General features: G+C 40.5%; 12 protein-coding genes and 2 pseudogenes. 7 read left to right on the forward strand and 7 right to left on the reverse strand.

What is annotated here, in order from left to right; genetic code table 11:
• The first annotated feature begins 19 nt into the window (after positions 1–19).
• Complete coding sequence (locus tag C8268_RS19295; protein ID WP_106769169.1) at positions 20–514, forward strand: hypothetical protein; 495 nt, start codon at positions 20–22, stop codon at positions 512–514.
• Positions 515–657: 143 nt separating this feature from the next.
• Positions 658–1,095, forward strand: coding sequence for a DUF6376 family protein (locus tag C8268_RS19300; RefSeq protein ID WP_106769170.1), 438 nt, complete (start codon positions 658–660; stop codon positions 1,093–1,095).
• A 106-nt stretch (positions 1,096–1,201) separates the two neighbouring features.
• Here C8268_RS19300 and C8268_RS19305 read toward each other — a convergent pair whose 3' ends face one another.
• From C8268_RS19305 to C8268_RS19350, 7 genes and pseudogenes are all read right to left on the reverse strand, one after another.
• Positions 1,202–1,552, reverse strand: a complete 351-nt coding sequence (locus C8268_RS19305; protein WP_106769171.1) for a hypothetical protein — start codon at positions 1,550–1,552, stop codon at positions 1,202–1,204.
• Between the two features lie 177 nt (positions 1,553–1,729).
• Positions 1,730–2,008: pseudogene (locus C8268_RS19310) on the reverse strand (RNA-guided endonuclease TnpB family protein); the annotation flags it as partial.
• Position 2,009: 1 nt separating this feature from the next.
• Positions 2,010–3,089 (reverse strand): annotated as a pseudogene (gene tnpB / locus C8268_RS19315) (IS200/IS605 family element RNA-guided endonuclease TnpB); the annotation flags it as partial.
• Positions 3,090–3,100: 11 nt separating this feature from the next.
• Positions 3,101–3,499, reverse strand: a complete 399-nt coding sequence (gene tnpA / locus C8268_RS19320; protein WP_106769173.1) for an IS200/IS605 family transposase — start codon at positions 3,497–3,499, stop codon at positions 3,101–3,103.
• A 326-nt stretch (positions 3,500–3,825) separates the two neighbouring features.
• Positions 3,826–4,011: an aspartyl-phosphate phosphatase Spo0E family protein gene (locus tag C8268_RS19325; RefSeq protein ID WP_106769174.1), complete on the reverse strand. Its 186-nt coding sequence runs from the start codon at positions 4,009–4,011 to the stop codon at positions 3,826–3,828.
• 1,815 nt (positions 4,012–5,826) lie between these two features.
• Complete coding sequence (locus C8268_RS19340; protein WP_234032997.1) at positions 5,827–7,140, reverse strand: helix-turn-helix domain-containing protein; 1,314 nt, start codon at positions 7,138–7,140, stop codon at positions 5,827–5,829.
• Positions 7,141–7,866: 726 nt separating this feature from the next.
• Complete coding sequence (locus C8268_RS19350) at positions 7,867–8,313, reverse strand: hypothetical protein (RefSeq protein WP_106769176.1); 447 nt, start codon at positions 8,311–8,313, stop codon at positions 7,867–7,869.
• 324 nt (positions 8,314–8,637) lie between these two features.
• Between C8268_RS19350 and C8268_RS19360 the strand changes: the two genes are divergently transcribed.
• From C8268_RS19360 to C8268_RS19380, 5 genes are all read left to right on the forward strand, one after another.
• Positions 8,638–9,369 carry a LytR/AlgR family response regulator transcription factor gene (locus C8268_RS19360; RefSeq protein ID WP_106769178.1) on the forward strand — a complete coding sequence of 244 codons (732 nt, stop codon included), beginning with the start codon at positions 8,638–8,640 and terminating at the stop codon, positions 9,367–9,369.
• The gene (locus tag C8268_RS19365; RefSeq protein WP_106769179.1) at positions 9,366–10,700 is read left to right on the forward strand and encodes a sensor histidine kinase; all 1,335 of its coding nucleotides are present in this window, start codon (positions 9,366–9,368) and stop codon (positions 10,698–10,700) included. Before C8268_RS19360 ends, C8268_RS19365 begins: the two co-directional genes overlap by 4 nt.
• Positions 10,701–10,831: 131 nt before the next feature.
• Entirely contained in the window at positions 10,832–11,629 is a 798-nt protein-coding gene (locus C8268_RS19370) for a hypothetical protein (RefSeq protein WP_106769180.1), read from the forward strand.
• Positions 11,630–11,641: 12 nt separating this feature from the next.
• Positions 11,642–13,204: a hypothetical protein gene (locus C8268_RS19375; protein WP_106769181.1), complete on the forward strand. Its 1,563-nt coding sequence runs from the start codon at positions 11,642–11,644 to the stop codon at positions 13,202–13,204.
• A gap of 32 nt (positions 13,205–13,236) precedes the next feature.
• A complete protein-coding gene (locus C8268_RS19380; protein ID WP_106769182.1) occupies positions 13,237–13,908 on the forward strand; it encodes an ABC transporter ATP-binding protein in 672 nt (223 codons plus the stop codon).
• The last annotated feature ends 58 nt before the right edge of the window (positions 13,909–13,966 follow it).

Consider the following 13,966-nt stretch of genomic DNA (forward strand, 5'->3'; position numbering starts at 1 on the left):
TAGATTGAGGGGGGTTATCATGAACAAAGGAATAATATTAATCGCTGCTTGTGCATGTGCTTTAAGTTTGTTGTTTGGCTTTCGTGTACCAGCAGCTTCTGCTCTGTCTTGCGCTGGACCGAAGCCTGTAACAGAGGAGATAGAGCGCTCTACAATAACGTTTAAAGGCACGCTCATATCCGAATCGTCCGATAGTTTAACTTTCCAAGTGTCTACCTGGTGGAAAGGAGACCCGTCACAAACAACGGTGACGCTAAAGGCCAACATATGGGTCGTATTTGAGCCAGGAAAAGAGTACATCGTATTTGCAGGCAAACAAAACGGGAAACTAACCCCTAATTTGTGTGGCAATACAGGTCCTTCCTCTATGGTGGATATGACAGACTTGGGTCCGGGAACGCCTGTTTTGCCTACCCCTGATCTAAAAAACACAGCTTTGGGAGCTACTCCCTTAGGAACGATCATCAGCACCATTCTAAGCTTACTTAACCTGTTCCACGGCAGATTGCTCTAAAAATGCATCTAGTCCTAAGCTTATGTCAATTTCAACAAACAATGAAATCGGGTAAACATTAAGGATTGGGTCAAACCAATCCTTCTTTCTTGCGTAGTAATAGTTGAAGAAATCACATTTTTAAATAATCAGGAGGTTTTCGCATGAAGTTAGGAAGATGGCTCGGCATCATGCTTGTGCTTATACTGTTATCCGGTTGTTCCTTGGTGGAGGATGTGAACAATTCTTTGGATTACACAGAACAAACCGCCTCGTTTATAAACGAAGCGACTCAGTTTGCAGGAACGATTCCTGATTTGGCCGAGCAAGCAGCTAACAATAGTAATGCCTTTCAACAACTGAATGAAGAACTGGACAACATGAAAGCCAGCATCTCTGAATTCACTGGGCTGGAAGCTCCGGCATTCGCTAGGGACATTCATGACCAGCTTGTAGGCTATAGCCAAACGCTCAGCCAGGAGATTGACAGCTATAAAGAACAAATCCAGAACGGCGTGACCGATTTTAGAAACACCGAAATATCCCAAACGCTGGATCAAATGCGGGAGAAGTTGGAACAGTTAAATAACTTAGCACCTTAAGCCTTAAACGCTTGAAGCATTTCAATTTAGAAAGGTAATTTGAAGGTCAGAGGGCTTCACAACAAGCAAATAAGAATAGTGCTGAGCCCTCTTCTTCCCCGATCCATTAGTTCTTCTCGTAATAGAAACCGTTTAAAATAACCTGCTTGGTCTCAGACGTTACACTCTCGTAATCATTGTCCAAATTTACAACTTGCTCCCTTGGATATGGATTGGGAGTCGGTACATAATAAAAATCCCCATATTCTGTAGCAACTCTTGCCGCAGGTCTAGTATTAGCTTTACGAAGAGCTTCTTTCTTCCACTCTGGTAACTTGTCATCATCCGTTTGGGTGATGAGTTCATTTTGTTCGGTTATTTTACTGTTAGCCAAATTATTAATGATTACAATGGCTCCTGCTGAAGCAACAATGAGACTGAATACAATAATGATGGTTTTTATATGCCGCTTGTTCAAGCCCACTCCTCCCCCTCATAATAACTCCATCAGAACCAGTTGCAACGAATCACAACATTTGCCTGCACTGTAATTTCATAGCTTAATTATACTATTGAACTACCCCCACTTAACGCTCTTACGAGCTGTTTGAAGTGGGTGATTCCTAAGAACACCAGCGTAACCGCCAGTTATTGATTAGGCTATCCCCGTAGTTCCTACGGTTAGAAGCCTTATAGCTTCGTTTTTAAGATTTTGTCCTGCGTTAATATCTCTATCGTGATGCGTGCCACAAGAAGGGCAATCCCACTCACGAAGGTTGAGATTCTTAACGTCTTTATTTTGGTAGCCACAGCACGAGCAAAGTTGACTGGAAGCAAATGTTTTGGATACAGCAACTACTTGTTTGCCATACCATTTTGCTTTGTACTCAAGTATGGTTCTAAATTGCGACCATGATGCTTCACTGATTGCTTTNATCTCTATCGTGATGCGTGCCACAAGAAGGGCAATCCCACTCACGAAGGTTGAGATTCTTAACGTCTTTATTTTGGTAGCCACAGCACGAGCAAAGTTGACTGGAAGCAAATGTTTTGGATACAGCAACTACTTGTTTGCCATACCATTTTGCTTTGTACTCAAGTATGGTTCTAAATTGCGTCCATGATGCTTCACTGATTGCTTTAGCTAACTTGTGGTTTTTTAGCATATTTGACACTTGCAAATCTTCGATACCGATTACATCGTGGTTTTTGATGATTTCAGTAGTGATTTTTTGCAAATAGTCTGTTCTTGCATTAGCTATTTTTTCGTGAATACGCGCTACTTTACGTTTTTGCTTTTGATAGTTCTTTGCTTCATCTAGTTTACATTTTCGTTTTAATGCTAATTCCTGTCGTCTAGACAGAATACGTTGTTCTTTTACTCGTTTTTCTTCTAATGTGCGAAACCATTTAGGGTTGCCAAATATTTGCCCTGTCGAAAGAATCGCAAAATCTTTTAGACCAACGTCAATACCGACAGAAGAACCTGTTTTTTCTATTGGTTGCACTTCTGTTTCAGCAAGAATCGATACAAAGTATTTACCACTTGGGTTTCGTCTGATTGTAGCGTTAAGAATACGACCTTCAACCTCACGACTTTTTGCAAATTTGACTAATCCAAGTTTGGGTAACTTGATTTTGTTTCCTACAATCGTCATATTGCCGTTCGTATGCTTTGTTGTGTAGGTTTGTACTTTATTCTTTTTAGACTTGAATCGTGGTGCTTTATTCTGTTTCTTGAAAAATCGTGAATACGAATCGGCAAGGTTTTTAAGTGAGGATTGGATAGCAATGCTGTCGACTTCTTTCAACCATACTAATTCTTTTTTTAACTGTTTTAATTCGGCAGAACATGAATTGTAAGTTAATCCTTTGCCTGTTTCCTTATATGTATCGTTCCAACGTGCTAAAAAGCGATTAAATACGAAACGAGAACAGCCAATAGTCTTTGCGATTAAGATTTCTTGTTCTTTGTTTGGGTAGATACGGAATTTGTATGCTTTGTTGACCAACATTGCTTTTCACCTCACTTTAGTCCTTGATTTTCGATATACTTTTTAACTATGTTGATGGGAGAACCACCCGTAGTTAGTAGACAAAAACTTCTTGACCAAAACATTTCTTTCCATAATTTTTTTCTTGCTTGTGGAAAGTCTTTTTTAATCATTCGTGAACTTGCACTCTTGTAAGCATTAATGAATTTTGATAATTCAGTGTTTGGATGTGCTTTGAATAGAATGTGAATATGGTCAAAATCATGATTCCATTGAACTAATGATATGTTGTATTTCTTGCCTAATTTTATAAACATATCTTTTGCATAGTCAGATATTTCGTCGTCAAAGACTTTTCTACGGTATTTAACAACGAATATAAGGTGGTAGTACATCAAGAACACTGAATGGTTATTACTATCTAATTTCATGGATATAATCAGCCTTTTTTTTGTATAAGACTGATTATATCATAGCGTAAAAAAGGGACAACTTTTAGGCTTACGCTTAACTGACATTCATCTCCTCTTACTCATTGGGATACGCCCTACACATTCCTTGAAGTGGGAGTCTTCTGTGGGAAAACGATAAAAGGACTTCTAAAAGGAGTCCTTTTATTTTTTAATAGGGATAGGGAGCTTCCACTTTCAGGTGAGAGAAGAAGCTTTCTATTGAGGCTTAATTTCCATATTTATATGCATAGCTTAAGACAGCTCCCATAGTTAGATGGGGCTGTTTGACGTCTAGCTGCTTTTCGCTATGTCTTTTTCTTGTTGTTTTTATAGTGCTTTTGAAACTCTAATATGTAAACATCTAGCTGCTGACTAATTTGAATGACTTCCTCATCGGTAAGTTTCCCTTTTTGATTTACAGTATGGATTAATTTTTGTCGAAGTTCGTTAATTTTTTGGAGAATCTCATCTCTGTATACAATAGTAGTCACCTCACATCAACTGGGATAATGGGGCTCTTTCTTAACTATTAGTATACATTGAATCGAATGAATTCCATTAAATTCAATTATAGGAAACTCAAGGAATAAAAAAAGAGTGCCAATTCCGGTACTCTTACCATGAGTGATGCCCGTTATTATTCCCCAGTACCGATATGACTGTAGTTACTCCGATGAATACAGAGCAAACAAGTCCGTTGCATAGTAGCTTTGCTATGAAACGCTTCATATCAATCCCTCCAATTTATTTTCTTTTGCTACACTGCGTTCATAATACTGATTTTAGTTTTTCCAAAGTGGATATGGCCATGAGGGTTTTTTCCTTTAGGTAGCAGCGCACGATCTGGTTGATGCATTCTTTTTCTTGTTCTGTATCATTCACCCTTGAAAAATGAAACGCTCCTTCCAGGTATTCGGATATTCCTGTTTCTTGGTCGCCAGCTGTAATGAATTATTCTGCTCGATTACCATGGGTGTGTCCCGCCAATATTCCCCAATGCCGCGCTTGCAGTTACCACAACGACTGCCGAGAAAACGATACCGCTGGATAGTTTTGCTATGAAACGCTCCTTCTAGGTATTTGGATACGTCTTTATCGAGTTTAGCAGTTTAGCAACACTCATATGTTACCAAGGATGAATTCCGCCCCCACTGAATGCTATTAAAGAAGTTACAGCTTCCCCGATAATGACAGCGCTCAGAAGACCGATATATAATTTTGCCACGAAACGCTTCACTTTAATCCCTCCAATTTATTTTTTTAGCTGCACTGCGTTCATAATACGTCTTCAGTTTTTCCAATGTGGACATAGACATGGTAACGTTCTGTTGCAGGTGGGTGCACACGATTTGGTTGATGCATTCATTTTTTCTGAACCGTATCATTTGGTACTCTCTTACCATGGATGAATCCCTTCATTATTTCCCAATGCCGCGCTCGCAGTTACCACAACGACTGCCGAGAAAACGATACCGCTGGATAGTTTTGCTATGAAATGCTTCACATGAATCCCTCCAATTTATTTTTTTTAGCTGCGCTGCGTTCATAATACGTCTTCAGTTTTTCCAATGTGGACATTGACATGGTAACGTTTTGTTACAGGTAGCTGCGCACGATTTGGTTGATGCATTCTTTTTTTCTGAACCGTATCATTTGGTACTCTCTTACCATGGAAAAATGCCGTCATTATTCCCCATTGCCGCTGCGCTCGCAGTTACCACAACGATTACCGAGAAAACGATCCCGCTGGATAGTTTTGCTATGAAACGCTTCATACCAATCCCTCCAATTTATTTTCTTTAGCTGCACTGCGTTCATAATAGATCTTCAGTTTTTCCAGTGTGGATATTGACATGGTAACGTTCTGTTGCAGGTGGGTGCACACGATTTGTTGATGCATTCTTTTTTTCTGAACCGTATCATTTGGTACTCTCTTACCATGGAAAAATGCCGCCGCTATTTCCCAATGCCGTGCTCACAGTTACCACAACGACTGCCGAGAAAACGATACCGCTGGATAGTTTTGCTATGAAACGCTTCACACCAATCCCTCCAATTTATTTTCTTTAACTGCACTGCGTTCATAATATGTCTTCAGTTTTTCCAATGAGGACATTGACATGGTAACGTTTTGTTGCAGGTGGATGCACACGATTTGGTTGATGCATTCTTTTTTTCTGAATCGTATCATTTGGTACTCTCTTACCATGGAAAAATGCCGCCGCTATTTCCCAATGCCGTGCTCACAGTTACCACAAGGACTGCCGAGAAAATGATACCGCTGGATAGTTTTGCTATGAAATGCTTCACATGAATCCCTCCAATTTATTTTCTTTAGCTGCGCTGCGTTCATAATACGTCTTCAGTTTTTCCAGTGTGGACATTGACATGGTAACGTTCTGTTGCAGGTGGATGCACACGATTTGGTTGATGCATTCTTTTTCCTGAACCGTATCATTTACTCGTGAGAAATGATACGCACCTTCCAGGTATTCGGATACTCCCTTATTGAGTTCACCCACGGCAACAAAGTATGCAGCTCGATGATAATAATATTCTGCAAACTGTGAAATGGTGTTAGGATTAGTCGTACTGATGGATTCAGGGAATATCGGGTAGTCAATCAACTGTCTGGCCTCATCTAATCGGTCTTTTTGCAAATATAAGGGCATTAGCTGGTTAATAGCATGAAGTGCTGCATCCTGACTGCACGTTTCCAGAAATATTCTAAGCTCTGTGATAGCTAAATTTGAGTTTCCTTTTTTAGCGCCTATTAATGCTGACATAAGCACTGTATTTACTTTTACGTCTGGGTCATCATGTTGCATATAAAGCGATAAAAAATATTTGGACCTTTCGTAGTCTTCGAGATAGAAATAAGAATTACACAATATGCCGAGGGCGTTTACGTAATACAAATCCTCTCTACCTGCTTCTTGAAGAACATTTAAACAGAGATTAATGCTTTGTCTATATAGAAATAAATTGAACGCATGGATGCCTAGTTTGTAATACAAAGTGATTCTGTCTTCCTTGGTTAAAAATTGGGCGTACTGAACGATATGTTTGCCACTTTCGTAAACGTCCCGGAGCCGGGAAAAGTCGTCCCGTTCAATAAGGTATACCTGAAATAATCCCCTGGCGAGAAAAGGCATAATGCCGTGATCGCGAGAATAGTCAACGATGACTTGATACAGGGCTAATTTAATCTCCTTATTTTCCATGCTATCCGCGAAGTCATAGAGCCGTTCAACCAAGGTATGACTATCGTCACTAGGCGACTCCAAAAATTTTCTCCCAATTTTTTTCACCAGATCAGCACTACCCGAATGCTGAATCACATCCTGCAATATGAAGAGGAGCGTGTCTGCCCTTTTGTCAACGTTGATGTGCAGTTCGACCAAAGTCTCTAAGGGTATCTGCAATGTGTCTGTAAGCGGACGGATGGTCATATATTCCGGCCTTTTTACATCACCGTTTTCGATTTTTGAAATAGTACCTTTATGTATGCCTGTCAATTGAGCTAGTTGAGATAAAGTCATGTCCCTATTGTGTCTGTAGCGTTGTATTAATTCCCCAATGGACAATACTTCTGCCACCCTATACGCACCTTCTTCCATTTTCAAAGTTTTTCCACCCTTATTTTACCACATTGTATTTGAATTGAAAATATTCCATAACAATACAAACAGTTATAGACAAATGCTCAAACCTCGGCATTTCTAACTTATTAACTTCCACAAGAGCGTCTGCCGTCGCCTCACTTATGTACGTGAAACCAACGAGGAAAAAACCGCTCAGAAACAACCAAGCGGGATTATATTCGAATCCTTCTACATTTTCTATTACTCGATCGATCGGAGTTGAAGACTTCCGTGCTTTATCCCGCTTCAATATTAAACAATACCAGGAGCTTCTGCAGCAGCATTATCCTAATCAAACAACTTTGGCCAAAAAAATAACCGTACTGCGCGGCTTTTCAAAATGGTGTTACGAAGAGGAGTATTGTAAAAAGAATCTAGCCAGAGGACTTCTACCGGTTCAAATCGATAGAAACTTGATTCCGGAGTGGGAGATCGATGAAGAAAGCTACGTCAAGCTATTTTACAATTTGATAATAACCCTAAGATCAAAAGTCTTCTTCTTATTCTCGCTACAACCGGTTTAAGATCCATGGATCTTTCGCAGCAAGTGATCTTCAGGAACAAGATTATATAATTACTTTTCTTCCATTTTACAACAAACCCAGCACCGACAAGGTACTGGGTTCTATTTTTCAGATACTGTATTCGTTTTGCAGGGCTCTCTAATATTAAGCTCCTTTTACTATCCAACTAATAGTCTTATCAGGTCATATATTGTGCAGATTGAAATGCTTCATACTTCATTTCATCATACTCAATCGGCTCATTGGGGTAATATTCACTACAAATGATATCAACTATAATTTGATCAATATCATTATAACTTTTTTCTGGGATAAGAATTATAATAGCGAGTATGTGATTCAGAAAATCCAATAAAGGTTTTATAAATTTATCTCCACCATTATTTGTTTTGATTTTTCGAAGAACAATAAAAAAGGATTCACTCACTAAAAAACCATCGGAACAACTACTGTAATCATTATTAAAATTCTCAAACTCAATAATTAGTGAGTCATCAGAGGGAGAATTAATATTGATTTTTAAAACATCATTAATTACATCAAAACTAAGTTGTGCGCATGAATCAACAATACATATATTTTCAATAAGTATTGCTTTTGATTTAAGAATATCTTTAATGTCCATAAAAATCTCCTGTTATTGATGATTTCCTTTAGATTAATATAGTTTATTTATATTTTATATATCTGTTAATCTTTTAACGATTGAATGATAAGTGTCAGATTGTCCCTTATTGAGGGTATTGGTATTCCTGAAATTACGGTAGTTCATAAAACTCTTTTCCCATTCTAACAAAGGAATCTCGAAAGCGGACTCTAATCTTTCCCATAGACTCATCCTCTTGCCAATTAGCATGATAGTTACTTTGATGCGAGGCTTTGCTTCCGCGCTCCTCTTGTTTACAATGGATATTGGCATCATGAATATTTGTAAAGGGGGACGCTTTTGATGAACATACTCATTGTTGAAGATGAAGTACATGTTGAAAAGCTGCTTGTCTCCTGTGTGCGGGAGGTGGCTCCCTCCGCTCAAATCTATACAACAGGAAAATCCAGCGAAGCGTTAGACCTTGCTCGGAATCAAGTGATTGACCTGTTTATACTGGACATTCAGTTAACCGATTATAAAGGCACGCAGCTTGCCCAGCAATTACGTTCTATTGAACATTATACTTATACGCCGATCATTTTTGCTACGGCTCTTGCGAACGAAGAGCTTACAGCCTACCGGGAGATCAAGTGCTATAGCTTCCTCATTAAGCCTTTTACGAAGGAAGAAGTTATCAACGTCCTGCGTGATACCTTGCGGTACAGCCAGCATCTCACTCTGGAACAACGCCAGCCGAGGATGCTGCGCATCGAGCAAAAAAGCCATATTTTCGAATATGATCCAGACCATATTGTCTATATAGAATCATTCGGCAAACATTTGGACTTGCACATAAAAACGGTAAATACGGAGATCAGAACCGACCGCATTTCGGGATTCTCCCTAAAAAAGATGTCGGAGCTGCTTACGAACGGCTCCTTTGTTCAATGCCACAAAAGCTATATTATCAACACTTCGTATATTTCAAAAATTGATAAATCCGAAGGGTTTGTCGAGCTGGCTGGTGTGAAGGAATTGATCCCGATCGGCAATAAATATAGAGAAGCACTGATGAACAGAGGTGGCCAATGATTTATTTTCAAATCCTGCTCGACTCCGTCATCATGCTCGTTCTCTGTTATACCTTGGCAGGACAGCCCATCCGCTTGGAAAAAAACGTTGTAATCTGGTTTTTGTCTTTCCATGTGCTATGCTTGTTATTCCGGTACCAGCCGACAGACAGTTCTTTATTATGGGAAATTTTCGCTATCAACAATTATGATCTGTTACCTGTGAATAATCCCATACTGCTGTTTATTCTGATGCTTTGCGTCCTCATCTTGAACAGCTCCTTGATTCGTCCGGTCTCCAACATGAAGACGATTGTGGTCACATTCCTCAGCTTTCTGGTCTGGATCTTGCTGCGCACGTTCAGCATTGCAGCAGTAAGCTTTCTGCTGGATAGCGAGGCAGCACTGTTTCCTTACGTCCATCGCAGTGTTACGCTGCTTCTTGCTGTGCTTCTCTACTATGTGCTTATCGTGAAACGAGGTAACGGATTTCTGGGGGATTACAGCGGGTCGTTCACCAGAATTATGCTTATCCAGTCGTCCATTGTCGTCATTTCGATGGTTGTTTATGCGAATTTCGAGACTTCGTTTGTTACTCAAAATTTGCTGCTGATCCTGATTGTTTTCTCGTTGGTCATCAGTATGAATATCTGGATGATCTATGAACACAATAAACGATCCCGTCAGGAAAAAAGAGTTTCAGCTATTGAGCAATACCTTCCGGTCATCGATGAGCTCGTATCCGAGGTGCGCGCAAGACAGCATGAATTTCATAACAAGCTCCTGGCCATTCACAGTATCGTGGAGACCGCTTCGACGCTGCCGGAGGCCCAAACTCAAATATCTGCCTACACCAAGGATGTAATGATGCAAAGTGAAATACGAGAAATCCTGCAGCTGGACAACAAAGTCATCGGCGGATTTTTGTATACGAAAATGAAGATCGCTGAACTCAAAAAAATAACGTTAACCCCCCGCATTCATGCCTTATTCGGGCCAATGGAAACAGAAGAGCATCAGCTTGTGGAAATCTTCGGCGTGCTCATTGATAATGCACTGGAGGCCTCTTATCCCGGTGATGAGATCATTGTTACAGTACAGAGGGCCGATAACAACCCATTAACGGAGATGACGGTCATGAATCCCCATCCGCCAAAATCCAGCACCGAATTTAAGCAAATGTTCCACAAAGGGTATTCGACAAAGCAACGGTTGCAAGGGGGCCGCAGCTCACGCGGCTACGGCTTATATAATGTGCAGCAGATTGTATTTCAGCAAAAAGGAAAAATCATTACCCGCAATACAGAATATCAAGGTATTCCTTACATCTGCATCGGCGTACAAATTCCATAAATAACGCAGTATAAACAAGGGTTTTACGGGAACGAAAAAACGTTCATTCCTGTAAAACCCTTGTTCGTTCCCGATCTATTGTACCTGGCTGATGGTCAGGCTATAGTGTAAACACGTAAGGAGGTTAAGACATGAAAAACTTATTGCTGCTGGAATGGAGAAAGCTTAGGTGGTCCGTCCTGATCACGTTAATCCTTCTAACTGTGACGGTTTCCATTTTGACCGGGACGATATATAAAAGCTACGCTCTAGAGCATGATCTTGAGGCTTGGGAGGTAGCGATACCGTTTATTGTCTTTCTCTTTCCCCTCATCTCTGTCCTGCCTGTATGTTGGCTTATGTACTTTGAGAGAAAAGACCATTTTCTCATGTATACCTTGCCGAGGGTTAACAAAAGTCGGTATTTATGGTCCAAATGGATCGTTGTTGCGGGAAGTTCATTTTTCATCATGTTCATTGCCATGTTCATGGGCGTCATCACGGCTCTTTACATTAAACCTGATATTACTCCATCTTATTCGCTTATGGACCCAGTAACCGGCGAAGTAATGCCGAGACTGGAGCTTCAGCATTTTCTGGGTTCGCTGTTTGTTCATCATCCTTTAGCTTATGGTCTGCTCATAAGTATCTGGCAAGGCATTTTATCAGCCATCATGGCAACATTCGGCTTCGTGTTATCCTTATTCGTCTCTAACATTTTTGTTATTCTAACCGGACCTTTTATTTATTATATGTTAGAGACTTTCATTCTCGCGAATCTGAAATTAGAAATTTATCGGCTATCTGTCAGCTTTGCACCCGAATTTTTCAACACAGACAAATTCGGTTACTGGCCTCTGCTGATCGGACCTGCGTTAGCCTTGATTTTCACGGCGGTTATCGCTATCTATTTTAGAAAAATCAAAAAAGTTCCGGTTTATCCGACTTAGGAGAGAGACGATATGAAAGCTGTTTTCATTCGGGACATACGTCGTTTTCTCTCTGTAAGACTGCTGTTTTTAATCTTGGGATGCACCCTGTTCACCTTGTCAGAGCGCCGGGAGTTTATAAGTTCTTATGACAACTTTATATTGCTTATGCTGTCTGAACATTTTTATCTGACCTTTTTCATGGTTCCTATGTTTCTGTACATTCTGTACACTCATTTGGAAGATGATATGGATTATGTACTGATTCGTATAAGAAAATATCCCCGCTATTTTGCGGTTAAAGCTTCGGCTATGGCAGTAAATATGTCCATGTTCGTCCTTCTGCAGCTCGCTGTGTATATGCTTGTTGGTATTGGCTTGCCGCCAGGGTCAACTTTTCCGCCGCCGGATTCACAGGACCTTCGAATAGAAGTGCTTCTTCTATTCAGTGGAGTTTTCCAGTACCCGTGGCAGGCAGCGGCTGTGTCTGTACTGCATATGATTCTAGGGCTCAGTGTACTCAGTATCTTTTTTATGATGCTCCATCACTTTTTCATAAAGAAGAATGTTGCCTTCATCACGATGGGACTCTATTTTCTGATGGTACTTGGTATGAAATCGAAAATCCCAGGACTGACCCGGATTCCGTTCTTTTTTATCAACAACTATATTATTTTCATGTACAATCTCACGTACCCGTATGCCCTGTGGGTCACCTACATTTCTTTAGCCATCATTGCAGGCAGCATCGTATTCTTCATAAGCAAATATTGGAGTAAAACACCGAGCTGGAAGTTAAGCCGTTTTAAACCTAAAGGAATTGCATCCTATTATTTATCCCGTCTGTTCACGACCAAAAACAACATGATCCTTGCCGGTTTCATTGCCATTTTGGCTCTATGGAATCTGTTTCAAATAAGAAGCAATCCGGAAAGTACGTTGACGGACTATATGATCTATACCTTTTGGGGGCACGGTCACGGATATTTTAACGCTATTGATTTTATAATGATGATCCTGATGAACTCGATTCCGATTTATCTGCTCGCACTCTTTCTGGAAGATGAGAAAAAAGACCACAGCATGATGCTGACCATCCGCCTACGGTCGAAATGGCATTGGGGAGCTTCTGTCTTCGGCGTCGGCTGTTTGTTCCTGCTCGTATACACGTTAATGTTAACGGCGGGAAGTTTGCTCATTGCCAGTATTGGCGGAGTGCCTGCAGGTGAAGTAAACTACTTTTCTGGCCTGTCGATTGGCATGAATGAGCTGGTTATCTACCTTTCGGGAGTCAAACTGCTTGAACTTCTGTTTCAGTTCCTGCTGTTATTCACTATTTTCCTGTGGACCTGTCAAACGACGGCTGCCTTTGCCGGTATTCTGCTTCTGTACGGTTTATATCTATTCCCTTATTCATGGACTCAATATGTTCCTGTCGGCATGTCCAGCCTGGTACAAAATGAAAATTTCGGAACAGCTATCGACCCATCGATTCCGGGTTTTCATAGCGGTTTTATCCTGCTTATACTTGGAGGCTTGGCTATCGTCTTAAGTCTGTATGTCCTGTTTGCCGGGTACAAAAGGCGTTTTCGTTAAATATAACAAAAAAGATAAAGAGGTGATGCAAAGTGGCGGAAATTAAAGTAGAAGGTGTATCCAAAGCTTTTCATGATATAAACGTCTTGTCCAACATCAATATAGAGATTGAAAAAGGTTCTACCATCGGTATTGTCGGTGCTAACGGCAGCGGAAAATCCGTCCTGTTCAAAATCATCTGCGGGTTCACGGAGCCAGACCAAGGCAAGGTGTTTGTAAGGGGCAAGCAGCTTGGCAAAGATATAGACTTCCCTGAAAATGTAGGCGTATTTATCAATTCCCCCGGCTATATCGGAATTTACAGCGGGTTCAACAATCTGAAGTTCCTTGCAGATATTAACCGAAAAATCGGTACGGCCGAGATCAAAAATGCGATGAAACTCGTTGGACTTGACCCGGAACTCAAAACCAAAGTCGCCAATTACTCTCTTGGCATGAAGCAAAAGCTTGGCATTGCACAAGCGATCATGGAAGGTCAGGATATCCTTGTATTGGATGAGCCGTTTAATGCACTGGATTATCAGACATATAACGATATGAAAGAAATTATTGTCAGCCTGAAAAACAAAGGAAATACGATGCTGCTCACAAGCCATAATTATGAGGATCTGGAGTCGCTCTGTGACACTCTGTATATCATTCAGGGGGGACATATGGAGCTGTTAACCGAAGAGCGGAAGGAAACTTATTTTAGAAGACGGTAATTTGAATCAAAATCTAATGTAGTCCACTTCCATTTTTCATGGATAGTGGACTATGTTT

The organism is Paenibacillus faecalis (assembly GCF_900289175.1).
GTDB lineage: Bacteria > Bacillota > Bacilli > Paenibacillales > Paenibacillaceae > Paenibacillus_AQ > Paenibacillus_AQ faecalis.